Source organism: Nocardiopsis sp. NPDC058631 (assembly GCF_042716955.1).
In the GTDB taxonomy this organism is placed as follows: domain Bacteria; phylum Actinomycetota; class Actinomycetes; order Streptosporangiales; family Streptosporangiaceae; genus Nocardiopsis.
Window position 1 is genome coordinate 1 of sequence record NZ_JBHXQY010000023.1, and the last position, 22,843, is coordinate 22,843.

Here is a 22,843-nt window from a genome sequence, read left to right on the forward strand (position 1 = left end):
ACCCGCAACCCGTGGGACCTGTCCACCACCCCTGGCGGCTCCAGCGGCGGGTCGGGCGCCCCCGGCGCGGGGGGGGGGGGGCCGCGGGCCCCCCCCGCCGCCGCACGCCTCACGGGGTCGGGGCCACCTCGGAGAACCCGAGCCGCAGCCGGTGCCGCCCGGGGGCCAACCGGTGCGCGGGGAGCACGCCCGGACCGCAGGACGCCGAGCCGATGCCGTGGTGTTCCAGGTCCAGGTGCAGGTGGATCCGCCCGTCCGGCACCAGCTCGTGCGGGTGCCGGGCCGCGTCGAGGGCGGCCGTCCCCCATCGGCGGACCGAGAGTCCGAAGACCGGGTCGCCCTCGATCCGCAGGCCCGACCCGTCCGCCGCCCGTAGGACGGCCCACCTCACGTCCGCACGGTTGCCGTTCTCCTGGGGCCGCAGGTAGGGGGTCTGGAGGCCGTCCACCGAGCTGGTGAACCGGCCGACCCTCGCGGCCTGGTCGACGTCGCGGTAGGCCTCGCCGGGGCCGCGCCCGAACCACTCGACCCCGCCCAGGAAGGACGGCACGGCCATGCGCACACCGAAGCGCGGCAGGGGGCAGGGCCACTCCCCCTCGGCCTCGGCCTCCGCCGTCAGGACCAGGCGTCCGGCCTCCGCGGTCCAGCCGTAGGCGACGAGCATCCCGAAGTCCCCGCCCGCGGGGGCCAGCCGCTCGCGGACGAGGTAGGCGTCGCCGTCCCACCCCGCAGAGAGGCGGCGTGCGGTGAGCCGGTCGAGCCCGGCCTCCCGCCAGGGGCCCTCCACGGACACGCCGTGGCGTGCCTGGTCGTTGTCGGTGGGGGCGCGCCACAGGTCCACCACCGGGGACTCCACGGGCAGCCCGCCGACGGAGCGCAGGGCGCCGGTCCCGGCGTCGAGGATCCCCGGCCCGAGGAGGACCAGGGCGCTGCCGTCGTCGGCGGTGCCCGTGCCGCCACCGGACAGCGGCGGGACGGCGGCGCCCGGCACCCGTTCGGTCACGGCGAGCGCGGGCTCCCCGGCGTGGAGGCGCGCCTGGCCCCAGGCGAGTTCGTGCCCGGCCGGGGCCCACGGCTGGTCCGAGCCCAGGTGGACGGACACCGTCAGCCACGCCTCACCGCCGCCCGGCGGCCCGGGTGCCTCGGGGAGGGGCACGCGGGTGCCCGCGCCTGGGCCGAGCACCGGCACGGCCAGCTCGCCCTCCCCGAACGGCACGCCCTCCTCCTCCGCACGCCACCGGAAGACCAGTCCGGACGTGTCCCGGAAGTCCCAGGTGTTGGTGACCTCCACCGCCCCGGCGTCCGGGTCGGGCACGACCCGCACGGGCTCGACGGTCTTCTTGTAGGCGTGCAGCCCGGGGCTGGGGGTGCGGTCGGGGAGGAGGAGTCCGTCCGCGACGAAGTTTCCGTCGTGCACCACCTCGCCGAAGTCGCCGCCGTAGGCGAACCACTCGGTGCCGTCCGGTTCGCGGCGGCGGATCCCGTGGTCGATCCACTCCCAGACGAACCCTCCCTGGATGCGCTCGTGCCGTGCGAACAGCTCCTGGTACTCCTCCAGCCCGCCCGGCCCGGCGCCCATGGCGTGCGCGTACTCGCACAGGATGAACGGCAGCCCCCTCCGGTGGGGGTCGGCCCCGGGGTCGCCGGTCGCCTCCTCCTCCCTCCGGCCGATGGCGTCCACCTCGTCGTGCGGCGGGTACATGCGCGAGTACACGTCCACGTAGGAGCTGTCCCGGTCGCCCTCGTAGTGGACCGGTCGGGAGGGGTCGTGTCCGCGCACCCAGGCGGCCATGGCCTCCAGGTTGCGACCGGTTCCCGACTCGTTGCCCAGGGACCACAGGACGACGCTGGGGTGGTTGCGGTCCCGCCCCACCGTCCGGGCGATCCGGTCCAGGTAGGCGTCCCGCCAGCGCGGGTCGTCGGAGGGATTGCCGCGCCATCCCACCAGCTCGAAGCCGTGGGTCTCCAGGTCGCACTCGTCCACGACCCACAGGCCCAGTTCGTCGCACAGGTCGAGGAAGTCGGGGTGGGGAGGGTAGTGGCTGGTGCGCACGGCGTTGACGTTGTGCCGTTTCATCAGCAGGACGTCCTCGCGCATGGTCTCCCGGGGCACGGCGCGGCCGTGGTCGGGGTGCCACTCGTGGCGGTTCACCCCCCGCAGCAGCAGCGGTCGCCCGTTCACGCGCAGCAGGCCGCCGGAGACCTCCACCGTGCGGAAACCGACGCGCAGCGGGGCCCGCTCCCCCGGGGCGGCGACCACCGCGTCGTAGAGGCGGGGCACCTCGGCCGACCACGGCTCCACCGCGCCGACCCCGTGTTCCACACCGGCCGCGGCGTCCACCAGGCCCAGCTCGGGGACGCTGACCAGGGCGTCGGGCGATCCCGCGACGTCGACGCGCAGGGTGCCCGTGCCGTCGGTGTGGTCGTAGCCGGCGTGCACGGTGACGTCGCCGAGGCCCTGTTCCGGGAGGGCGAGCAGGGTGACGTCGCGGAAGATCCCGGACAGCCACCACATGTCCTGGTCCTCCAGGTAGCTGGCGGCCGACCACTGGTGCACGCGGACCGCCAGGGTGTTGCGTCCGGGGCGCAGCAGGCGGCCGACGTCGAACTCGGCTGCCAGGCGGCTCCCGGTGGAGAAGCCCAGCTCTGTGCCGTTGAGCCACGCCCGGAAACAGGAGTCCACCCCGTCGAAGCGCAGCACGGCCGCCCCCTCCGGCCAGTCCCCGGGCAGGTCGAACTCCCGCCGGTGGTCGCCGGTCGGGTTCTCGTCCGGCACGTGCGGGGGGTCGACCGGGAAGGGGTAGACGACGTTCGTGTAGGCGGGGGTCCCGTGGCCGTGCAGCTGCCAGTGGGCGGGTACGGGCAGCGCCTCCCAACCGGAGTCGTCGTAGTCCGGCGCCTCGAAACCGTCGGTGCCGGCGGGGGCCCCGGGAAGCAGCCGGAAGCGCCACGTGCCGTTGAGGTCCAGGGTGGGCGCGTCGCTGCCGAAGCGGGCGCGGGGCGCGCGGGCACCGGCGGAGGGCGCGAAACCCTCCAGGTGGGCGGGCTTGCGGGTCGCGGGCACGTCAGACCTCCGTCAGGTGCAGGAGCAGGGCTTGGGACGGGTTGAGGTTGGGCAGCTGCACCCCCGAGCGGGTGAGTACCGCGCCGGACACGGTGGCCTCCCCCTCGGCGAACCATGCCGGGAGCGCGTGTTGCAGGGTCGAGGGCTCCCCTGCCTCCGGGCGCCACACCAGCCTGTAGACACGGTCCTCGCGCAGCCCGGGGAGCCGCACCCGCCCCGGGAGGGCGCGCGCGGACGTGGCCGTCCGGGCGTAGCGGAAGACCGCCTCGCCGCCGTCGGGGGAGACCACCCCGTCGAGCTGTTCGGAGGGGTCGGGCGAGTCGGCGTGCACCGGGTCGCCCGAGTGCAGGAGGGGGCGCAGCTCCTTGTAGAGGGCGATCCACGACGTCAGTGCGGCGAGTTCGTCCTCGGTGCACCGCGTGACGTCCCATTCGATGCCGGCGTGGGACAGGAGGGCGGCGAGGCAGCGAAACGACAGGTCCGCGACCCTGCCGGTGGTGTGGGACCCGGGTCCGCCCACGTGGCTGCCGACCAGTTCGGGAGGGAGCAGCAGGGAGGTCCAGCGCTGGATGGCCAGGCGTTCCAGGGGGTCGTTGCAGTCGGAGGCCCACACGCGGTCGGTGCGTTCCAGGATGCCCAGGTCGACGCGGCCGCCGCCGGAGGAGCACGACTCGATCTCCAGGCCCGGATGGCGTTCGCGCAGCCGGTCGAGGAGCTCGTAGACGGCGAGGGTCTGGCGGTGCGTGCCCGCCGCGCCGGTGGGGGCGTGCACGGGTTCGAGCAGGTCGCGGTTGTGGTCCCACTTGAGGTAGTCGGGCCGGTACTCGTCGACCAGGGCGTCCAGGTGCTCGAACACGTACTGGAAGGCCTCGGGCCGGGACAGGTCGAGGAGCTGCTGGTTGCGGCTCGGCGGTGGCAGGTGACCCCCGGCCGCGAGGATCCACTCGGGGTGGGCGCGCAGCAGGTCGGAGTCGGGGTTGGCCATCTCCGGCTCGACCCACAGGCCGACCTCCATGCCCAGGGAGCGGACGTGGTCGAAGAGGGGGTGCAGGCCGTCGGGCCACACCCCGGTGTCCACGGTCCAGTCGCCGAGCCCGGCGGTGTCGTCGCGGCGGCCCCGGAACCAGCCGTCGTCCAGGACGAACCGCTCGGCGCCGATACGGGCGGCCGTGTCGGCCAACCGCTTGAGCTTGTCGAGGTCGTGGTCGAAGTAGACGGCCTCCCACGTGTTGAGGACGACCGGGCGCGGTGAGGAGGGGTGTCCGGGCCTGGCCCGCAGCCAGCGGTGGACGCGTGACGACATCCCGTCCAGCCCCCGGTCCGACCAGGAGAGGAACACCCAGGGCGTGGAGTAGGACTCGCCCCTGGCCAGCCGGACCTCGCCGGGGTGCAGGAGTTCGCCGCCCGCAATGACCGCGTCGGAGTGCCCGGCGCCCTCGGGCAGGCGTTCGGCGAGGTGGACGTGGTCGCCGCTCCAGGCGGTGTGCACCCCCCACACCTCGCCGTGCCCGAACCCGAACCCCGGGGACCCGGCGGTGAGCAGCAGCGGGGCGTCGTGCCCGGTGCGGCCACGGCGGGAGGCGCGCATGCGCGTGCCCATGGAGAGGTCCTGGCGCTGGGGCGCGCGTTCGCGGCACCAGCGCCCGGTCAGGTCGAGGACCTCGGCGGCCTCGCGCGGCAGGGGCATGGTGACCCGGAGGGTGTCCAGGGTCCACGGGTCGTCGTCGGTGTTGGTGACCGTGTTGCGGGCGCGGACCAGACCGGAGGCCTCCAGCCTCAGCTCGCAGCACAGTTCCAGCCCGCCGGTCGCGGCGAGGACGGTGACCGTCCCGCCCGGGGCACCGCCGGCCGGTTCCGTTCCCTCCGGGGGGTCGACGGCCACGGACCGGACGGTCCAGGTGGGGAAGGTCGCCCGGCCCTCGTGGTGTCCGGCGATGCCGGGGTGGCCGCGCCACCCCTCCCCCTGGGTGGGCACCAGCGACACCCAGGTGGGGACGTCGATCCCGTTGTGGGCGGCGGGCGGTGCCGAGGCGGCGGCGAGCCCGGTGTCGTCGGGCAGGTCCGCGCCCCAGTGCAGGACGTGGGGCAGCCCCTCGTCGGGGATCCCGAGGACCAGCGCGGTCCCGGCCGCGTTCAGGCGAACGGTGCGGTACGTCATCCCTTGCTCGCTCCCAGAGTCAGTCCGGCCACGAAGTGGCGTTGCAGCGCGAAGAACACGACCAGTGTGGGCAGGGCGACCATGACCGACCCGGCCGACAGCAGGTTGTAGTCGACGAAGAACGCGCTCTGGAGGTTTTGGAGCGCGGTGGTGATGGGCAGCTTGTCGCCGCTGGACAGCAGCGCGAGCGCCCAGAAGAAGTCGTTGTAGATCCAGGTGACCAGCAGTGTGGCCAGGGCGGCGAGGCTCGGGCGGCACAGCGGGAGCACCACCTTCCAGTACTGCTGGAAGACGGTCGCCCCGTCCACTTTGGCGGCCTCCAGCAGCGACGTGGGCATCGCCTTCATGAAGTTGCTCAGGACGAACGTGCAGAAGCCGATCTGGAACGCGGTGTGGATGAGGACGACCCCGAGGTGGCTGTCGTAGAGCGACCCGGACTCGCTGATCCAGTAGGGCAGGGGGATGGCGTTGTAGAGGCGGAACAGCGGGACGAGGAGGGCCTGCGGGGGGAGGAGGTTCGCGGCGAGGAACACCGCGAGCATCACCAGGTTGAAGCGGCGCGAGTAGCTGGAGAGCACGAACGCCGCGCACGACGACAGGAACAGGGTGAGCAGCACCGCGGGGACGGTGATGACGAGGGAGTTCAGGAAGTACCCCGGCAGTTCGCCCTGCGTCCAGGCGTTGGCGTAGTTGTCGAGGGTGAACCCGCCCAGGGACAGGTAGCCGTGCAGGGCGGTGTAGTCGTAGTCGCGGAACGAGTTCACCACCGCCCACAGCACCGGGAAGAGCCAGGCCAGCGCCGTCACGACGAGGAACACGTGCAGCAGCGCCCGTGCCGGGCGGAACCGTCGGCGGGCGGGGCGTCCGGGCGCGGTGCGCCGGGCCTCCCGGTCCCGGGGTTCGGGGAGGGTCGTGGCGGTCACCTGTGGGCCCCTCTCAGCATGGTGGACACGTAGACGACGATGAACACCAGTGAGATCACCAGCATGATCACGGCCAGCGCGGAGCCGAAGCCGACCCTGCTGGCCTCACCGATGACGTTGGAGGTCACCAGCGCGGATATCAGCTCCAGGCCGTTCCGGCCGCGGTTGATGATCCACACGATGTCGAAGGCGCGCAGCGCGTCGATGACGGTCACGACGACCACGACCAGGTTGATGGGCAGCAGGGCCGGGAACACGACCTGGGTGAAGGTGCGCACCGGACCGGCGCCGTCGATGGCGGCGGCCTCGCGCAGGGACGGGTCGACGGCCTTGAGCCCGGCCAGGTAGAGCAGCATGATGTAGCCGGTGTGCCGCCATCCGGCCGCGACCAGCACCGCGTACAGGTTGATGTCGGGGTTGCCGAACCAGTCGACGGCGGGCGCGTCGGTGACCAGGGCGAGGAACGCGTTGAGCAGGCCCTGGTCGCGGGAGTAGATGAGCTGCCAGACGAACCCGACGAGGGCGAGCGAGAGCACCACCGGCAGGTAGAAGATGCTCTGGTACACCGACCCGCCGCGCATCTCCCGGTCGAGCAGCACCGCCAGGAACATCCCGAGCAGCGTGGGGACCGTGAACAGGGCCACCAGCCACACGAGGTTGTTGCGCAGCGCCGGTTCGAAGGGCGGGTAGATGGTGAACGCGTCCGTGTAGTTCTGGACGCCGATCCACTCGATGGTCTCCAGGCCCCCGATGCCGTCCCACCGGGTGAACGACAGCAGGACCGTGGCCGCCGCGGGCAGCCACACCAGTCCGATCACGAGCAGGGCGGGCACACCCAGCATCAGGGCGAGGGTGGCGCGGTCGCCGCGCCCGTGGCGGGGGCCCGTTCCCGGGCGCCGGGCGCGGCCGGTTCGCCGCGTCGGACCGGGGGGCGGGGCCGCGGGGCCGTCGGACCGGACGGCAGGGGGCGGTGGGGGGGCGTTCGACGCCATGCCTGTCTCCTTCACTTCTGGTTCACCGGCCGAAGATCGACAGCTTCTGGCGCTGGATCGTGTCGGTCAGGTCGGCGATGTCGTCGGGTTGGCGCAGGAAGCGCTGGAGGGCGGGGATCATGACGACGGACGCGAAGTCGGGCCGGGTGTCCCGGTCCATGTACTGGGTGAGTGCCCGGGCGCCCGCGACCATGTCGTTGACCTTCGCGTCGAGTGCGCTGAACCCGCCGGTACCCGCGTCCAGGTGGGTGGGGAGCGCCTGCGGGTCGATCGCGGTGTAGATCTCCTGGGCCTCCAGGGAGCCCAGGTGGCCGAGGAGTTCGCGGGCCCCCTCCGCGTTGCGCGGGTTCCCGGAGACCATGAACCCGTCGATGGGGGCCTCGACCACGTCGGCGCCGATCTCGGGGTCGAACTCGGGGAAGGCGAAGCAGTCCAGGTCGTCCAGGTCCTCACCCTCGGGGAAGACGTGGGTGATGAACATGCCGCACAGCATCATCCCGGCCTCGCCCCGGACCAGGGCCGTCTGGGCCTCGTTGATCCCCCGCCCCAGGGGGTCGGGCTGGTGGTGGGGCAGGAGTTCGGCCCAGGCCCCGAAGACGCTCCTGACCTCGGACGAGTCCCAGGAGTGGTCGCCGTTGAGCAGTTCCAGGTGGAACTCGGGTCCGTTGAGGCGCAGGTTGAGGTGGTCGAACATGCCCATCGCCGGCCAGCCCTCACGGATGCCGGAGGCCAGGGGTTCGAGCCCGTCGGCGCGCATGCGCTCGCACAGCCCGACGAACTCCTCCCGGGTGGCGGGGACCTCGTAGCCGTGGCGCTCGAACACGCTCCTGCGGTGGAAGACCGCCCAGGGCGCGGTGGAGTCGGGGACCATGTACTGCCTGCCGTCGGAGGCGGTGCACAGGCTCCTCACCTGGTCGGTGAAGGCGTCCTCGAAGTGGCGGGCCCAGACGTCGGAGACGTCGCTGATCAGGCCCCGTTCGGCGAAGAAGCGCATCCGGTATCCCGCGAACCATCCGATGACGTCGTCGGGGGTGCCCTGGAGGTAGTTGTTGATGCTCTCCTGGAAGGAGGTGGAGTCGAAGGTGTTGACCTCGACGGTGCGGCCGGAGGCGGCCTCGTACAGCCCGAGGCTCTCCTCGACCGCCTCGCGCTGGGCGGGGTTGGCACGGTTCGAGGCCATCGTGACCATGGTCGGGTCGTCGCGGCTCGGGGTGCCGCACCCGGCGAGGCCGGGCAGGGCCAGAAGCGCCCCGGCCCCGGCCAGTCCGCCCAGCAGGGCGCGGCGCCGCAGGCCCGGTGGCCCCGGAGGTCTGTGGTGCATCGAGGGCTCCTCCGAACGAGGTGTGAAGACGATCACATTCCTCCATATGTTCGGGATGCCATCCCCACTTGTCAACACTTATCAACGTTTCTGAACAGAGAACCGCGTTCGATCGGCCCTATTGACACCAACGTGGAACCTGCAAGACTGGAACAAACAAGTTCCAACATTTTCAATCATCGCTTGGGGGATGGATGCTGGCCGCGCAACGGCAGGAGCTGATCCTCGAACAGGTCAGGCGGACCGGGGGCGTCCGGGTCGCCGATCTCGTCGAGAGCCTCGCGGTGTCGGACATGACCGTCCGGCGCGACCTCGACGCCCTCGAACACCGCGGCTCCCTGCGCAAGGTGCACGGCGGCGCCGTCGCACCGGAGGGCGCCCGCACCGAGGAGCCGGGCTTCGAGGCCAAGTCCACCCGCCAGGAGGACGAGAAGCACGCGATCGCCCGCGCCGTCGCCGACCTGGTCGAACCGCACAGCGCCGTCGGCCTGTCGGCGGGCACCACGACGGCCCTCGTCGCCGAGTACCTGGCCCACACCCCGGGTCTGACCGTGGTGACCAACTCCCTGCACGTGGCCGAGGTGTTCCACCGCACCTCCCGGCACGACCAGACCGTCGCCCTCACCGGCGGCTTCCGGACCCCCTCCGACGCTCTCGTCGGACCGCTCGCGCTCGCCTCCATCCGCGGACTCAACCTGGACACGCTGGTCCTGGGCGTGCACGGCATGCAGGAGCGCGCCGGGTTCACCACGCCGAACCTCATGGAGTCCGAGACCAACCGCGCCCTGGTGGACGCCGCCGCCAGCCTCGTCGTGGCCGCAGACCACAGCAAGTGGGGCACCGTCGGGATCAGCACCATCGCGCCGCTGGACCGCTGCGACGTGCTCGTCACCGACTCCGGGCTCCCCGACGCGGCACGCGCCGCCCTCACCGAACAGGTGGGCCGCCTCGTGGTCACCGATGTCCGGCCGCGAGAGGAGCGGGGATGAGGAGCGTTTCGCGGGACGGCCCGTCGGAGCACCACCGCGAAGGGCCCACCGGACAGCCGGGCGCCGGCCGCACGGAGCCCCCGCACCCGGTACGCAGGACCTCCGCGAAACTGGCCGACGGCCGGGAGATCGTCTACTTCGACGAGGGCGGCGCCGTCCGCGAGCCCGCGCCCGACCCGCGCGACCTGCCCCCGTCCGCCACCGGGTCCGAGATGCGCCTGGACCCGCTGCTGCGCGAATGGGTGCTCGTCGCGTCCCACCGGCAGGGCCGCACCCACCTGCCATCCAGCGACGAGTGCCCCCTGTGCCCCTCGTCCGGCGGACGGACCACCGAGATCCCGGCGTCCTCCTACGACGTGGTCGCGTTCGAGAACCGCTTCCCCTCCCTCGTCGCCGACGACGGCCGGGAGCTGGAGGAGGTCGGCGAACTGGAGCCGTCCCGCCGGGTGGGCGCGGGCCGCTGCGAGGTCCTCGTGTTCGGGTCCGACCACCACGCGTCGTTCGCCGACCTCACCCCCCGGCGCGCACGCACCGTGATGGAGGCCTGGGTCGACCGGACCCGCGCCCTGTCAGCGCTGCCCGGCGTGGAGCAGGTGTACTGCTTCGAGAACAGGGGGCCGGAGATCGGGGTGACCCTGCACCACCCGCACGGCCAGATCTACGGCTTCCCCTTCGTCACCCCCCGCACCCTGCGCACCCTCGACTCCGCCGAGGAGTACCGGACGCGCACCGGCGGCGACCTGTTCGCCGACGTCCTGCGGGCCGAGCAGGAGGCGGGGAGCCGGATCGTCGCGCGGACCGAGCACTGGACGGCGTTCGTCCCGGCCGCCGCCCGCTGGCCCGTGGAGGTGCACCTGTACCCGCACCGGGCGGTGCCCGACCTGCCGGCCCTCACCGGTGCCGAACGTGACGACTTCGGGCTCCTGTACCTCGACGTCCTGCGCCGCCTGGACTCCCTGTACGACACGCCCCTGCCCTACATCTCGGCCTGGCACCAGGCCCCCGTGCGGGACCCCCGGCGCGGTCTGGCCCGTCTGCGCCTGGAGCTGTTCTCCGTCCGGCGCGCGCCGGGCAAGCTCAAGTACCTCGCCGGAACCGAGTCCGGCATGGGCGTGTTCATCAACGACGTCGCACCAGAGACCATCGCCCAGCGCCTCAGGGAGGTAGCACGGTGAAACTGCTCGTCACCGGCGGAGCCGGATACATCGGCAGTGTGGTGACCGCACTGCTCCTCCGGGCCGGACACGGGGTGACGGTGCTGGACGACCTGTCCACCGGGCACCGCGACGCCGTGCCCGAGGGCGCCCGGCTGGTGGTCGCCGACCTGGCCGACGCCGCCGACGTGCTGGACCCGTCGGTGGAGGCCGTGCTGCACTTCGCCGGGAAGTCGCTGGTCGGCGAGTCCGTCGACTCCCCCGAGGTCTACTGGCGCACCAACGTGGCCGGTTCCCTCGCCCTCCTGGACGCGGTCCGACGCCACGGCGTCCGCCGGATGGTGTTCTCCTCCAGCGCCGCCACCTACGGCGAGCCCGCCTCCCACGCGCCGATCGAGGAGACCGATCCGGCCGTGCCCACCAACCCGTACGGGGCGAGCAAGCTCGCCGTGGACCACATGCTGGAGTCCTGGGCCCGCGCGTACGGGCTGGGCGCGGTGAGCCTCCGCTACTTCAACGTGGCCGGGGCCCACCTGGGCCTGGGCGAACGGCACGACCCCGAGACGCACCTGGTGCCGAACCTGCTCCGCGTGGCCGCCGGGGAGAAGGAGCGCGCCGACGTGTACGGCACCGACTACCCGACCCGCGACGGGACGGCGGTGCGCGACTACCTGCACGTCGCCGACCTGGCCGACGCGCACCTGCGTGCCCTGGAGCGCGTGGTGCCGGGGACGTTCCGCGCCGTCAACCTGGGCACGGGAGGCGGGCACACCGTGCGCGAGGTCCTCGACTCCGTCCGCAGGGTCACCGGCCGCCCCGTCCCGGCGGTGGACTCCCCCCGCCGCCCCGGCGACCCTGCGGTCCTGGTCGCCGCCAACGGGCGCGCCCGAAGCGAGCTGGGGTGGACGCCGACCCGCACGCTCGACGAGACCGTCGCCGACGCGTGGGGGTTCGCCCGCTCCCTCCCCCGCACGTAACCCCGCAGGGCCTCCGACAGACGAGAGGACACCACCACATGAGCGACGTGTCGTCCGCGTTCCGCGCGGCGTTCGGCCACGGCCCGGAAGGGGTGTGGACCGCGCCCGGCCGCATCAACCTCATCGGGGAGCACACCGACTACAACGACGGGTTCGTCCTCCCCTTCGCCCTCCCCCTCGCGCTGACCGCCGCCGCGGCCCGGCGCTCCGGCGGCACCGTGCGGTTCCGGTCCCGGCAGGCCGCCGGGGAGTTCGGCGCCCCGCTGTCCGACCTGGTCCCGGGCGCGGTCGAGGGGTGGGCCGCCTACCCCGCCGGAGCGCTGTGGGTCCTGAGGGACGAGGGGTACGCCGTGGACGGTCTGGACCTGCTGGTGGACAGCACCGTCCCGACCGGTGCGGGGCTGTCCTCGTCGGCCGCGCTCACGTGCGCGGTGGTCATGGCGGCGGCCTCCCTGCACGGCGCGGAACTCGCCCCCGACCGGGTGATCCGGCTGGCCCAGCGGGTGGAGAACGACTTCGTGGGGATGCCCTGCGGAATCCTGGACCAGTCCGCGTCCATGCTGTCCACCGAGGGCCACGCCCTGTTCATGGACACCCGCACCATGGGCACCGAGCACGTGCCCTTCGCCCCCGGCGCGCACGGGCTCTCCCTGCTGGTGGTCGACACCCGCGCGCCGCACCGGCTGGTGGAGGGCCACTACGCCGACCGCCACCGGGCCTGCCGGGAGGCCGCCCGCTCCCTGGGGGTGGCGGCCCTGCGCGACGTCACCGACCTGCCGGGGGCCCTGGCCGCCCTGCCCGACGAGGTGTCCCGCCGCCGGGTGCGCCACGTGGTGACCGAGAACGCGCGGGTGCTCGACGCCGTCGCGCTGCTCCGCTCGGGTGACGTGCACGCGGTCGGCCCACTGCTGACCGCCTCCCACGCCTCCCTTCGCGACGACTACGAGGTCACCGTGCCCGAGGTGGACACCGCCGTGGACGCCGCCCTGGCCGCCGGCGCGCTGGGCGCGCGGATCACCGGCGGGGGGTTCGGCGGGTGCGTGATCGCCCTCGTCGCGGCCGACGCGGCGCGGACCTGCGTGAAGACGGTGCGGGAGGCCTACCGGGAGCGGGGTTTCGCCGAACCGGCGGTGTTCGAGGCCGTCCCCTCCGCCGGGGCCCGCCGCGTGGTCTGAGTCCGTCCGTCCCGTGGGAGGGGGTCCGGTCGACGGGGCCGGGAGCGCTTCCATGGACAATGGCGGCTGACCGAGAACAAGGGAGAACTGCATGGGCCTCAGGTTCGGACTGCTGGGCACGGGCTACTGGGCGGCGGAGACGCACGGCGCCGCACTGGACGCGCACCCCGACGCCACCCTCGCGGGGGTGTGGGGCCGCGACCCGGCCAAGGCCGCGGCGCTCGCCGACCGCTACGGCACCCGCGCGTACGACGACGTCGACGCGCTGCTGGCGGACGTGGACGCCGTGGCGATCGCCCTGCCGCCCGATGTGCAGGCCGACCTGGCTCTGCGTGCGGCACGGGCCGGGAAGCACCTGCTGCTCGACAAGCCGGTGGCGCTGTCGGCCGCGGCGGCCGGCGAACTCGCCGCCGAGGTCACCGCGCGGGGGTTGGCGTCGGTGGTGTTCTTCACCAACCGCTTCTCCGACACCGTCGAGGACTTCGTGCGTTCGGCCGCTGCCGAGGGCGGGTGGCACGGCGTCCGGGCGACGTTGTTCGCGTCGATCTTCCAACCGGGCAACCCGTACGGCGCCTCACCCTGGCGCAGGGAGCGCGGCGGTCTGTGGGACGTGGGCCCGCACGTGCTCTCGGTGGTGCTGCCGGTGCTCGGACCGGTCACGCGGGTGACGGCCATGTCCGGTCCCCGGCACACCACGCACCTGCTCACCCAGCACGAGGGCGGGGCCGTCGGCTCGTTCGCGGTCACCCTCGACGCCGCACCGGAGGCGAAGGCCTTCGAGATCGTCCTGCACGGCGAACGGGGCTGGGTCCCTGTGCCGGGCGGCGACCGGACGGCGGTGGAGGCGTTCGGGGTGGCGATCGACCGCCTGTCGGCCCAGGTCGGCGGGGCCACCGACGAACCGTGTGACGTGCGCTTCGGCCGGGACGTGGTCGCGGTTCTGGAGGCCGCCGAGAGGTCCGTGTCCCTCGGCCGGGCCGTGGACGTGGCCACCGGGTAGGAACCCGGTGGCCCGGCCCCGCCCCGGTCGGCCCGACCGGCCGGGGCGGGGGCCTAGGCCCTCCCCCGCGTGTTCTTGGAGTACATACCGTCCGCCAGGTAGACGATTCCGGCGGCGAGCAGGACCTGGATGACCAGGATGAAAAGGAACTGCGGCCAGATCATCGCCCCGATCCAGCCACCGAGGAAGGCCGCGACGATGCCCAGGAGCAGGGTGAGCCAGATCGGCAGGTGCTGCTTTCCGGGAACGATGAGGCGGCCCAGCGCTCCGATGATGAGGCCGATGACGATCGCACTGATGATTCCGGTGATCTCCACAGGTTCCTCCCAAGTAGGTGCCCTCCCCTGTTCCCGCCGCTGATCAGGGAAAACGCGGCCATCCCATCCCCTGAACGACTCTTTTGCCGCATTTTTGCCCCTTGGTTCTGCACGGCAGCGCCGGAGTCGGGCGACCTCGCGGGGCGGCGGGGACACGGAAGCAGGGGTCCCCGGGAGGGTGGCGGCACAGGTGGCACCGGCGCCGCACGCCGGCCGTCTCGGGGCCTCCCCGGATGGTTCTGCCGTCCGCAGAAGGGCCCCGGCTCCCTCCCCTGCGGACCGGGGGCGGCGTACGCTCGGGGAGACCGCCGTTCACCCACCGGGAGGCCCCGATGACCGACGTCCTACACTCCCTGGACGAGGCCCGGCGGGGTCACCGCGCCGAGGAACCGCCGGAGCCGCTCATGCGCGACCTCATCGGCGACCTCCTGCGGTGGACCCGGACCGAGCAGGGCCGGACCCTGCGCGAGGTGGCGGAGGACGCCCAGGTCTCGCTCCCCTACCTGTCCGAGATCGAGCGCGGCCGCAAGGAGGCCTCCTCCGAGGTCCTCGCCGCCGTGTACCGCTCCCTCGGCCTGAGCATGTCCGACGTGCTCGGCGCCCTGTACCAGCGGACCGTGGCGGCCCCGCTCCAGCGAACGGGTGCCCGCCCGGTCGAGCACCGGCCCGTGCGGGCGGTCCCCGCCGGCGCGCCCGCCCACCGGGCCGACATCATGTCCCTGGCCGCCTGAAAGCGGCCCCCGGGGCCGCACGCGGCGGCCTCGGGGCCGGCCTTCCTCACACCGGGGCGGCCTCCACGGCCCTCGGCGCGGTCTCGCGCGTGGTGATGATCCCGTCCACCAGCCCGTACTCCTGGGCCTGCCGGGCGGTGAAGATCTTGTCCCGGTCGGTGTCGGCGCGCAGACGCTCCACCGACTGCCCGGTGTGCCTGGACAGGATCTCCTCCACCTGTGAGCGCACCCGCAGGATCTCGCCCGCCTGGATCTCCAGGTCGGCGGCGACGCCCTGGCCCTCCCCCGAGGGCTGGTGCAGCAGGACCCTCGCGTGCTCCAGCGCCAGCCTCTTGCCCGGCGCCCCCGCCGCGAGGAGGACCGCCGCCGCGGAGGCGGCCTGGCCCATGCACACCGTGGCGACGTCGGCGCGCACGAACCGCATGGTGTCGTAGATCGCGGTCAGTGCGGTGTTCGAGCCGCCCGGGGAGTTGATGTACAGCTGGATGTCGGCGTCGGCGGACTCGTAGTCGAGGTGGAGCATCTGCGCCATGACCACGTTCGCGACGTCGTCGTCGATCGGCGTGCCCAAGAAGACGATCCTCTCCGACAGGAGCCGGCTGAAGACGTCGAAGGACCGTTCGCCGCGGGGGGTGCGCTCCACCACCATCGGCACCGTGTACCGCCCGCTCATCGCGTTCCTCCCGTCGTGCCCGTGGCGAAGCCGGGGGCGTGCGCGCCCAGCCGGATGCCGCCGCCGTCGACCTCGGACACGGACGTGACGACGTGGTCGACGAACCCGTAGTCCCGTGCCTGCTCCGCCGTGAACCAGGCGTCGCGGTGCTGGTCCCTGGAGATGGCCTCCTCCGTCTGCCCGGTGTGCCGGGCGATCAGCCGGATCATGGTCTGCTTGGTGTAAGCGAGGTTCTCCGCCTGGATGGCGATGTCGGCGGCGGTCCCGCCGAGCCCCCCGCTGGGCTGGTGCATCATGATGCGCGAGTGCGGGAGGCTGTAGCGCTTGCCGGGCGCGCCGACGCAGGCCAGGAACTGGCCCATGCTCGCCGCGAACCCCATGACCAGGGTGGACACGTCGTTGGGTACGAAGTTCATCGTGTCGTAGACGGCCAGACCCGCGGAGACGGATCCGCCGGGGCTGTTGACGGCCAGCGTGATGTCCTTGTGCGGGTCCTCGTCGGCGAGCAGGAGCAGCTGTGCGCAGACGCGGTTCGCGCTCGCCTCGTCGACCTGGGTGCCCAGCATCACGATGCGGCTGCGCATCAGGCGTGCCGCCATCTGGTCGTCGAAGGCCGTGCCCGCCACCTCGTGTGAGGCGGTGGGCCGTGCGTGGATGGACATGGAGCCCTCCTCGTCCGGTTCTGCCGGTGCGGGGCGGTCGCCCGTCCGGCCGGTGGTTCCAGCCTGCGGCGGCGGACCGGGCGGCTTCCACTGTTTCGGCCCGCCGCAGATCTGCCCCTGGCAGACACCGGCCCGCGTGCCCCGGCCGCCGGCGGGTCTCGCCCCGGTGGCCTCAGGAACGGGCGAGGCGGTCGACCACCCCGTGCACACCGGCGCGGATCCGCGCCTCGGGCATCCCCCGCACCCGCCGCTGGTGCACGTAGAGCGCTGCCTCCAGCGGTGTGAGCAGCGCGTCGGCCAGGTAGGCGGGGTCGGCGTCGGGGCGCAGCTCCGCGACCAGGGAGACCAGGTGCGCGTGGTGAGCGGCGTAGGCCCCGCTCCGGTAGCGGGCGTCGGCGGAGGCGGTCTCGGCGACGGCGAGGAGTTCGGCCTGGTCCTCCAAGCGGTCCACGAAGGCGTCGGCGAAGGCGTGCAGCCGGTCGAGGGCGGGCGCGCCCGGCCCGAGGGGCGGGGGTCCTTCGAGGAAGTTCCTCTGGAACTCGTACTCCTGGGAGTCGACCATCGCGTGGGTGAGTCCGGCCAGGTTGCCGAAGCGCCGGTAGACCGTGCCGACGCCGGTGCCCGCGCGGGCGGCCACGGCCTCCAGGGTGAGGCCGTCCGCTCCGTGGTCGGCGAGGAGTTCGCGCGCGGCGGCGACGAGGGCGCGGCGGTTGCGCGCGGCGTCGGCGCGCTCGGGACGCCCGGCCCCCGCCATGGGAAGCGCCCGGCGCCGCGGCGCGGGGCCGCTCACGGGGCCGTCTCCGGGGGTTCCTGGTGACCTGCGAACACGCGGCGATTATAGCCAGGCCCCACCGCCCCCTTGTAAGTGGAATTAATTCCACTTAGTATCGGCCGCGTGGGGGCCCTCCCCGCTCGTACCACCACCGCATCCACGCATCAGGGAGCCCGGCATGGCCCACGACAGCACTCGGACACCCCTCGCCGGACGGGTCGCACTCGTCACCGGCGGCAGCCGCGGTATCGGCGCCGCGATCGTCCGCAGGCTCGCCGCCGACGGCGCCGACGTGGCGTTCACCTACCTCAACGCGAAGGAGCGCGCCGACGCGCTGGTCGGTGACGCCGAGTCGAACGGAGTCCGCGCCCTCGCCCTTCGCGCCGACTCCGCCGACCCGGAAGAGGTCCGCGGCGCCGTGGAGCTCGTCCACGCACGCCTGGGAGGCCCGGACATCCTGGTGAACAACGCCGGAATCGCCGCCTTCGGCCCCTTCGACGACGCCACCGTGGCCGAGTTCGACCGGGCGATGGCCGTGCACGCCCGCGCCGCGTTCGTCGCCGCCCAGGCCGCCGTGCGGCACATGGGGCCGGGCGGCAGGATCGTCAGCATCGGGACCAACCTGAGCGAGCACGCGTCCCTGCCGCAGACCGTCCTGTACACGACGAGCAAGGCGGCCCTGGCGGGGCTGACCCGCTCGCTGGCGCGGGAGCTGGGACCCCGGGGAATCACCGTGAACCTCGTCCACCCGGGGTCCACCGACACGGAGATGAACCCGGCGGACGGGCCCGACGCCGAGGCCGAGCGGGCGCTGACCGCGCTGGGGCGCTACTCCGCCCCGGAGGACGTGGCGGCGTCGGTGGCCCACCTGGCCGGTCCGGGCGGGCGCAGCATCACCGGGACCTCGATCCTGGTCGACGCCGGGGCGAACGCGTGAGCGCGCCGCACCCACCCGAGTGGCTTCCGCTCTCCTGGCTGCTCCTCCTGGTCGCCGCCGCCCTGGAGGTGGTGTGGGCGCTGGCGATGAAGGAGTCGCACGGCTTCACCCGGCTGTGGCCGAGCGTGCTGGCGGTCGGCGCCGCCGCGACCAGCTTCACCCTGCTCTCCCTGGCACTGCGCGACCTCCCCGTCGGCACGGCCTACGCGGTGTGGGTCGGCCTCGGCGCGGCCGGGGTGGTCCTGGCCGGGATCGCGGTCCTCGGCGAGGCCGCCGACCCGCTGCGGCTCGGCTTCGTCCTGCTGATCCTGGCCGGCGTCGCGGGACTGCACCTCGTGGAGGGGCGGGAGCCCGCCCCCGCCGCGGCGCACGCGTCGCGCGAGGGGCCACCGGAGGTTTCCGGCTGAGCCCTTCCCCCCTCGGCCCCGGGTGCGCACGCAGCGCCGACCGGTTCCTCGCTCCGCAGGAGCCGGGCCCGCGCGGGCGGCCCGGGGTCAGGTGTCGTCCACCGCCGCGCGCAGGTCCCGCAGGAGCGTGAGCACGACGGGCCGCAGGGACGGCCTTATGGCGTCGAAGACCTGCCGCTGCTTGCGCTCCATCTCCTTGCGCCGGACGGCGAGGACTCTCTCACCCTCCTCGGTGATGGCCACCACGGTGCTCCGCTCGTCGCGTTCGGAGCGACGGCGCGCCATCATGCCCTTGCGCTCCAGCTGTTGGATCATGCGGGTGGCGGAAGGAGAGGAAACGCCCACGATCTGGGCGACGGCGCCGACGCTCGGGCTGTCCATGCCCCGTACCGCCTCCATGAGCAGGGCCTGCGTCAACGTGAGTTCCTCGGCTCCCCGGTGTCCGTGTCCGCTGCGCGAGCGCGCGTGGATCGCCGCGTTGATCAGTTCGGTCCAGGCACGCTGGAACTCTTCGAGCTCGGCACTGGGCTGCTCGGCACTGGGTTCGTGGGTCTCGTCGGGCACGAAACGGTCCTCGCAGGCTGGGCGGGCGTCGCGGGTCCTCCGACCCGCGCGGTGGTTTGACGTTTGTGTAGTCTAACTATTAAATAGCTTGGGCACGCAAGTTCATAAGCATCCATGCCCCCTCAAAACGTGGTGACACCCCGTCCATGCGTCCAGATCTGGACGAAGAGGTCCGCCGTAGGGGGCAGTGGACGTCCGTCCGGCACCGGGCGGGCCCGGACCGGTCCGGGAGGGGCGCATTGACAACAGTGCTGATCGCGCATTTCATCGCAGCGGCGATCGCACCCTTACTGGTGCGCCAGTGGGGCCGCAACGCCTTCTTCGCCCTCGCCGTCGTCCCCGGCGCGTCCACGGTCTGGGCCCTCTTCCAGACGCCCACCGTCCTGCGCGGCGGCGAGCTGTCGACCGCCGTCGAATGGGCCCCCGAGTTCTCGCTCCGGCTCGGCCTGTACATGGACACGCTCGGCCTGGTCATGACGCTCATCGCCGCCGGCGTGGGCACCCTGATCCTGGTCTACTGCGCCCGCTACTTCCACGACTCCGAGCCCGGCCTGGGCCGCTTCGCCGGGGTGTTCGTCGCCTTCGCCGGGGCCATGCTCGGCCTCGTCCTCGCCGACGACCTCATCCAGCTCTTCGTGTACTGGGAGCTGACCACGGTCTTCTCCTACCTGCTCATCGGGCACAACACGGAGCTCAAGGAGAGCCGCCGCTCGGCGATGACGGCCCTGACGGTCACCACGTTCGGCGGCCTGACCATGCTGGTCGGCATGATCGTGCTCGGCGAGACCGCCGGGACCTACGTGATCTCCGAGATCGTCGCGGCCCCGCCCTCGGGCACCGTGGTCAACGTCGCGCTCGGCCTCGTGATGATCGGCGCGATGTCCAAGTCGGCGCTGTTCCCGTTCAGCCTGTGGCTGCCCGCCGCCATGCGCGCCCCCACGCCGGTCTCCGGCTACCTGCACGCCGCGGCCATGGTCAAGGCCGGCGTCTACCTGGTCGCCCGGCTCACCCCGGCCTTCCCCGACTCCGCCGTCTGGACCTACTCGGCGATGTTCTTCGGCGTGCTCACCATGCTCCTCGGGGGCTGGAAGGCACTGCGCCAGTACGACCTCAAGCTCGTCCTGGCCTACGGCACCATCAGCCAGCTCGGCTTCCTCATCACCCTGCTCGGCACCGGAACCCGCGCCGCCGCCCTGGCCGGTATCGCGATGCTCATCGCCCACTCGCTGTTCAAGGCGCCGCTGTTCCTCGTGGTCGGAATCATCGACCACAGCACCGGAACCCGCGACCTCCGGGAACTCTCGGGGTTGCGCACCTCCATGCCCGCGACCTTCTGGATCTCGGTCGTGGCGCTCGCCTCGATGGCGGGCCTGCCCCCCACCCTCGGCTTCGCCGCCAAGGAACTCGCCTTCGGCGCGTTCACCGAGGGCGGCCCCTTCGCGACACCCGTCCTCGTCGGCCTGGTCGTGGGCTCCACCCTCACGGTCGCCTACAGCCTGCGCTTCCTGTGGGGCGCGTTCGCCGTCAGGGAGGACGTCCCGGACACGCCGGTGCACGCCCCCGGAGCCCTCTTCCTGGCGCCCGCCGCTGCCATGGCCGCGCTCAGCCTCCTGGGAGGACCGCTCTCCCACACGCTGGACGTCCTCCTCGCCCACTACGCGGACACGGTCCCCCTCGCGCCCGGCGCGTACGCGACGCACCTGGCGCTGTGGCACGGCTTCGAGCTCCCGCTCCTGCTGTCCGCGGTCTGCGTCATCGGCGGCCTGGTGCTGTTCTACCTGCGCCACCAGGTCGTGTGGATCGGCACCCGCACCTCCTTCGTCGAACCCGACCGGGTCTACCGCCGGATGCTCGCGGCGCTGGAGAACCTCGCCCTGCAGGTCACCGGCCGGACCCAGCGGGGTTCGCTCCCGGTCTACCTCGGCACCATCCTGGTCTCCCTCGTCGTCGCGGCGGGCTGGTGGATGGTCAGCGGGCGTATCTGGGAGGGCCCGCACCCCGAGGTCCGCCTGTGGGACACCCCGGTCCAGGTCATCCCCGTGTTGATCGTCGCCGGCACGGCCCTGCTGACGCTGTTCGTGCGGCGGCGGCTGTTCGCGGTGATCCTCGTCGGTACCGGCGGCTACGGCATCGCCGCCCTCTTCTACCTGATGGGCGCGCCGGACATCGCGCTCACCCAGTTCCTCGTGGAGACCGTCAGCCTGGTGGTCTTCGTCCTGGTGCTGCGCCGGCTCCCCTCCCACTTCTCCGCGCCCGCCCTGCGCGGCCGCCGGATGTGGAACATGGCCATCGGCGGCGCCACCGGGGTCCTCGTCGCCGCGATGACCTGGTTCGCCCTCGCGGGGCGGCAGGCGCCCTCGGTCTCCGAGGGGTACCCCGCCGCGGCCGAGGAGTCGGGCGGCTACAACATCATCTCGGTGCTGCTGGTCGACGTCCGCGCGTGGGACACCATGGGCGAGATCGCGGTGCTCGCCGCCGCGGCGGCCGGTGTCGCCAGCCTGATGTTCGTGCGCCGCCGCGTCCAGCCCCGCAAGGCGCCGGGCGGCGTGATGGCGGTGTCCGTCACCAAGGCCCCCCAGCCGGCCACCGGCCAGGACAGGATCGACCTGGGCGCGCTGCGGATGGCACCGGACAGCCTCCACATCAAACCCCGGTGGAACAACGCCTGGCTGCCGGGGGCGGACGCCCTGCCCACCGAGCGCCGGTCGGTCATCTTCGAGGTCGTCTCGCGCTTCCTCTTCCCGGTGATCATGGTGATCTCCGTGTACCTGCTGCTCACCGGCCACACGGCCGTCGGCGGCGGCTTCGCGGGCGGCATCGTCGCCGGTCTGGCGTTCATCGTCCGCTACCTCGCCGGGGGCCGGTACGAGCTGTACGCCACGGCGTGGGTGCAGCCGGGCGCCCTGATCGGCGCGGGGCTGGCGCTGGCCACCGGCACCGCGCTGGGCGGGGCCGTCTTCGGTACCGACGTCCTCGCGGGCGGCGACGCCTACATCGACTTCTGGATCCTGGGCGAAGCCCACGTCACCGTGTCCCTGCTGTTCGACATCGGCGTGTACCTGCTGGTGATCGGCCTGATCCTGGACATCCTGCGCAGTCTCGGCGCCCGTATCGACGAACAGATCGAACGGGACGCCGCGCGCGCGGAGGAGGAGGCCAGGGCCGGAGCGCCCGCACGGGCCGAGGAGGTCGCCTCGTGAACGAGTCCCCCAGCCTGATCCTCGTCATCCTCATCGGCGTGCTCGTCGCGGTCGGGGTCGTGCTCCTGCTGGAGCGCAGTCTGACCCGTGTCCTGCTCGGCTTCATCGTGATGAGCAACGGCGTCAACCTGATGATCCTGTCCATGGCGGGAGAACCAGGCGAACCGCCGATCCTGTGGCTGGCCGAGCCGGAGGAGATGACCGATCCGCTGCCGCAGGCGATGGTCCTGACCGCGATCGTCATCACCCTCGGCATCACCGCGTTCCTACTGGCGATGGCGTACCGCAACTGGCAGCTCGAAGGCAACGACGAGGTCCAGGACGACGCCGAGGACATCAGGATCGTGCAGGGCGAGGGCCGCCGCGCGGTGCGGCAGCGCTTCGCCAAGGAGCGCCGCAGGCTCCAGGCCGACATCCGCCGCCAGCGCGCCGAACTCCAGGCGACCATCGCCGCCGCCGACGCACAGGAACTGGCCGAGCAGGCCCGTATCAAGGCGGAGATCGCGGCGGCCCAGGCCGAACTGGCCCGCTACGAGGTCGAGGCCGAGGACAGCGGACCGGACGAGCAGTCACAGGAGACCATGCGGCGGCTGACCGACCGCGCGGAGAGCATGACCGCCCAGGTACAGGAGCTGCGCGGGCGCATCCGCCTGGGCCGCAGGCGGCTGCGCGAGCACCGCCGGGCCGACCGGGCCGCCGAGCGCGAACTGTGGCGCGAACTGCGCCGCCGCATCCGCTCGCAGCGGCGCCAGGCACGCCAGACCATGTCGGCCGAGCGCGAGCGCCTGGCCCGTGCCGAGGACAGCGACCTGCAAGGGAGTGACTGA

The 22,843-nt window shown here is 72.8% G+C and carries 20 protein-coding genes; 10 read left to right on the forward strand and 10 right to left on the reverse strand.

Annotated elements, in window-relative coordinates; genetic code table 11:
- Positions 1–109: 109 nt before the first annotated feature.
- The 5 genes from ACFWTE_RS10450 to ACFWTE_RS10470 are packed head-to-tail and all read right to left on the reverse strand — an operon-like array spanning position 110 to position 8,458.
- A complete protein-coding gene (locus ACFWTE_RS10450) occupies positions 110–3,064 on the reverse strand; it encodes a glycoside hydrolase family 2 TIM barrel-domain containing protein (protein ID WP_378779048.1) in 2,955 nt (984 codons plus the stop codon).
- 1 nt (position 3,065) lies between these two features.
- A complete protein-coding gene (locus tag ACFWTE_RS10455; protein WP_378779049.1) occupies positions 3,066–5,222 on the reverse strand; it encodes an alpha-galactosidase in 2,157 nt (718 codons plus the stop codon).
- Positions 5,219–6,145: a carbohydrate ABC transporter permease gene (locus ACFWTE_RS10460; protein ID WP_378779050.1), complete on the reverse strand. Its 927-nt coding sequence runs from the start codon at positions 6,143–6,145 to the stop codon at positions 5,219–5,221. The genes ACFWTE_RS10455 and ACFWTE_RS10460 overlap by 4 nt, the downstream gene beginning before the upstream one ends.
- A complete protein-coding gene (locus ACFWTE_RS10465) occupies positions 6,142–7,137 on the reverse strand; it encodes a carbohydrate ABC transporter permease (protein WP_378779051.1) in 996 nt (331 codons plus the stop codon). The genes ACFWTE_RS10460 and ACFWTE_RS10465 overlap by 4 nt, the downstream gene beginning before the upstream one ends.
- A 22-nt stretch (positions 7,138–7,159) precedes the next feature.
- The gene (locus ACFWTE_RS10470) at positions 7,160–8,458 is read right to left on the reverse strand and encodes an ABC transporter substrate-binding protein (RefSeq protein ID WP_378779052.1); all 1,299 of its coding nucleotides are present in this window, start codon (positions 8,456–8,458) and stop codon (positions 7,160–7,162) included.
- Positions 8,459–8,652: 194 nt separating this feature from the next.
- On the opposite strand from ACFWTE_RS10470, the gene ACFWTE_RS10475 reads away from it, so the two are divergent.
- From ACFWTE_RS10475 to ACFWTE_RS10495, 5 genes are all read left to right on the forward strand, one after another.
- A complete protein-coding gene (locus ACFWTE_RS10475) occupies positions 8,653–9,447 on the forward strand; it encodes a DeoR/GlpR family DNA-binding transcription regulator (protein WP_378779053.1) in 795 nt (264 codons plus the stop codon).
- Positions 9,444–10,622: a galactose-1-phosphate uridylyltransferase gene (gene galT, locus ACFWTE_RS10480; protein WP_378779054.1), complete on the forward strand. Its 1,179-nt coding sequence runs from the start codon at positions 9,444–9,446 to the stop codon at positions 10,620–10,622. The genes ACFWTE_RS10475 and galT overlap by 4 nt, the downstream gene beginning before the upstream one ends.
- Positions 10,619–11,578 (forward strand): UDP-glucose 4-epimerase GalE, encoded by a 960-nt coding sequence (gene galE, locus ACFWTE_RS10485; protein WP_378779055.1) that lies wholly within the window; start codon positions 10,619–10,621, stop codon positions 11,576–11,578. Before galT ends, galE begins: the two co-directional genes overlap by 4 nt.
- Positions 11,579–11,616: 38 nt before the next feature.
- Positions 11,617–12,753: a galactokinase gene (galK, locus tag ACFWTE_RS10490; RefSeq protein WP_378779056.1), complete on the forward strand. Its 1,137-nt coding sequence runs from the start codon at positions 11,617–11,619 to the stop codon at positions 12,751–12,753.
- Positions 12,754–12,844: 91 nt separating this feature from the next.
- Positions 12,845–13,753 carry a Gfo/Idh/MocA family protein gene (locus ACFWTE_RS10495; protein WP_378779057.1) on the forward strand — a complete coding sequence of 303 codons (909 nt, stop codon included), beginning with the start codon at positions 12,845–12,847 and terminating at the stop codon, positions 13,751–13,753.
- 53 nt (positions 13,754–13,806) lie between these two features.
- On the opposite strand, the gene ACFWTE_RS10500 is transcribed toward ACFWTE_RS10495, so the two are convergent.
- Entirely contained in the window at positions 13,807–14,070 is a 264-nt protein-coding gene (locus ACFWTE_RS10500; protein ID WP_378779058.1) for a GlsB/YeaQ/YmgE family stress response membrane protein, read from the reverse strand.
- A 332-nt stretch (positions 14,071–14,402) separates the two neighbouring features.
- On the opposite strand from ACFWTE_RS10500, the gene ACFWTE_RS10505 reads away from it, so the two are divergent.
- Positions 14,403–14,801: a helix-turn-helix domain-containing protein gene (locus tag ACFWTE_RS10505; RefSeq protein WP_378779059.1), complete on the forward strand. Its 399-nt coding sequence runs from the start codon at positions 14,403–14,405 to the stop codon at positions 14,799–14,801.
- A gap of 46 nt (positions 14,802–14,847) precedes the next feature.
- Here ACFWTE_RS10505 and ACFWTE_RS10510 read toward each other — a convergent pair whose 3' ends face one another.
- The 3 genes from ACFWTE_RS10510 to ACFWTE_RS10520 form a co-directional block, all read right to left on the reverse strand.
- On the reverse strand, positions 14,848–15,474 hold the full coding sequence (locus ACFWTE_RS10510; RefSeq protein ID WP_378779060.1) for an ATP-dependent Clp protease proteolytic subunit: 627 nt from the start codon (positions 15,472–15,474) through the stop codon (positions 14,848–14,850).
- Positions 15,471–16,136: a ClpP family protease gene (locus tag ACFWTE_RS10515; RefSeq protein WP_378779061.1), complete on the reverse strand. Its 666-nt coding sequence runs from the start codon at positions 16,134–16,136 to the stop codon at positions 15,471–15,473. The genes ACFWTE_RS10510 and ACFWTE_RS10515 overlap by 4 nt, the downstream gene beginning before the upstream one ends.
- Positions 16,137–16,308: 172 nt before the next feature.
- Positions 16,309–16,926, reverse strand: a complete 618-nt coding sequence (locus ACFWTE_RS10520; RefSeq protein ID WP_378779062.1) for a TetR/AcrR family transcriptional regulator — start codon at positions 16,924–16,926, stop codon at positions 16,309–16,311.
- Positions 16,927–17,086: 160 nt separating this feature from the next.
- Between ACFWTE_RS10520 and ACFWTE_RS10525 the strand changes: the two genes are divergently transcribed.
- Together ACFWTE_RS10525 and ACFWTE_RS10530 are read left to right on the forward strand one after the other, a co-directional pair.
- Positions 17,087–17,845 carry an SDR family NAD(P)-dependent oxidoreductase gene (locus ACFWTE_RS10525; protein ID WP_378779063.1) on the forward strand — a complete coding sequence of 253 codons (759 nt, stop codon included), beginning with the start codon at positions 17,087–17,089 and terminating at the stop codon, positions 17,843–17,845.
- Positions 17,842–18,252 (forward strand): DMT family transporter, encoded by a 411-nt coding sequence (locus ACFWTE_RS10530; protein WP_378779064.1) that lies wholly within the window; start codon positions 17,842–17,844, stop codon positions 18,250–18,252. Before ACFWTE_RS10525 ends, ACFWTE_RS10530 begins: the two co-directional genes overlap by 4 nt.
- A gap of 87 nt (positions 18,253–18,339) precedes the next feature.
- Here ACFWTE_RS10530 and ACFWTE_RS10535 read toward each other — a convergent pair whose 3' ends face one another.
- Positions 18,340–18,816: a MarR family winged helix-turn-helix transcriptional regulator gene (locus ACFWTE_RS10535; protein WP_378779065.1), complete on the reverse strand. Its 477-nt coding sequence runs from the start codon at positions 18,814–18,816 to the stop codon at positions 18,340–18,342.
- A gap of 248 nt (positions 18,817–19,064) precedes the next feature.
- Between ACFWTE_RS10535 and ACFWTE_RS10540 the strand changes: the two genes are divergently transcribed.
- Together ACFWTE_RS10540 and ACFWTE_RS10545 are read left to right on the forward strand one after the other, a co-directional pair.
- On the forward strand, positions 19,065–22,016 hold the full coding sequence (locus tag ACFWTE_RS10540; protein ID WP_378779112.1) for a Na+/H+ antiporter subunit A: 2,952 nt from the start codon (positions 19,065–19,067) through the stop codon (positions 22,014–22,016).
- Positions 22,013–22,843 carry a Na(+)/H(+) antiporter subunit C gene (locus tag ACFWTE_RS10545; RefSeq protein WP_378779066.1) on the forward strand — a complete coding sequence of 277 codons (831 nt, stop codon included), beginning with the start codon at positions 22,013–22,015 and terminating at the stop codon, positions 22,841–22,843. The genes ACFWTE_RS10540 and ACFWTE_RS10545 overlap by 4 nt, the downstream gene beginning before the upstream one ends.

Coding starts and splice junctions, on each gene's coding strand:
- ACFWTE_RS10495 (WP_378779057.1), top strand. CDS start 12,845: ATGGGCCTCAGGTTCGGACTGCTGGGCACGGGCTACTGGGCGGCGGAG.
- ACFWTE_RS10525 (WP_378779063.1), top strand. CDS start 17,087: ATGGCCCACGACAGCACTCGGACACCCCTCGCCGGACGGGTCGCACTC.
- galT (WP_378779054.1), top strand. CDS start 9,444: ATGAGGAGCGTTTCGCGGGACGGCCCGTCGGAGCACCACCGCGAAGGG.
- ACFWTE_RS10515 (WP_378779061.1), bottom strand. CDS start 16,136: ATGTCCATCCACGCACGGCCCACCGCCTCACACGAGGTGGCGGGCACG.
- ACFWTE_RS10465 (WP_378779051.1), bottom strand. CDS start 7,137: ATGGCGTCGAACGCCCCCCCACCGCCCCCTGCCGTCCGGTCCGACGGC.
- galK (WP_378779056.1), top strand. CDS start 11,617: ATGAGCGACGTGTCGTCCGCGTTCCGCGCGGCGTTCGGCCACGGCCCG.
- ACFWTE_RS10505 (WP_378779059.1), top strand. CDS start 14,403: ATGACCGACGTCCTACACTCCCTGGACGAGGCCCGGCGGGGTCACCGC.
- ACFWTE_RS10475 (WP_378779053.1), top strand. CDS start 8,653: ATGCTGGCCGCGCAACGGCAGGAGCTGATCCTCGAACAGGTCAGGCGG.
- ACFWTE_RS10510 (WP_378779060.1), bottom strand. CDS start 15,474: ATGAGCGGGCGGTACACGGTGCCGATGGTGGTGGAGCGCACCCCCCGC.
- ACFWTE_RS10455 (WP_378779049.1), bottom strand. CDS start 5,222: ATGACGTACCGCACCGTTCGCCTGAACGCGGCCGGGACCGCGCTGGTC.
- ACFWTE_RS10470 (WP_378779052.1), bottom strand. CDS start 8,458: ATGCACCACAGACCTCCGGGGCCACCGGGCCTGCGGCGCCGCGCCCTG.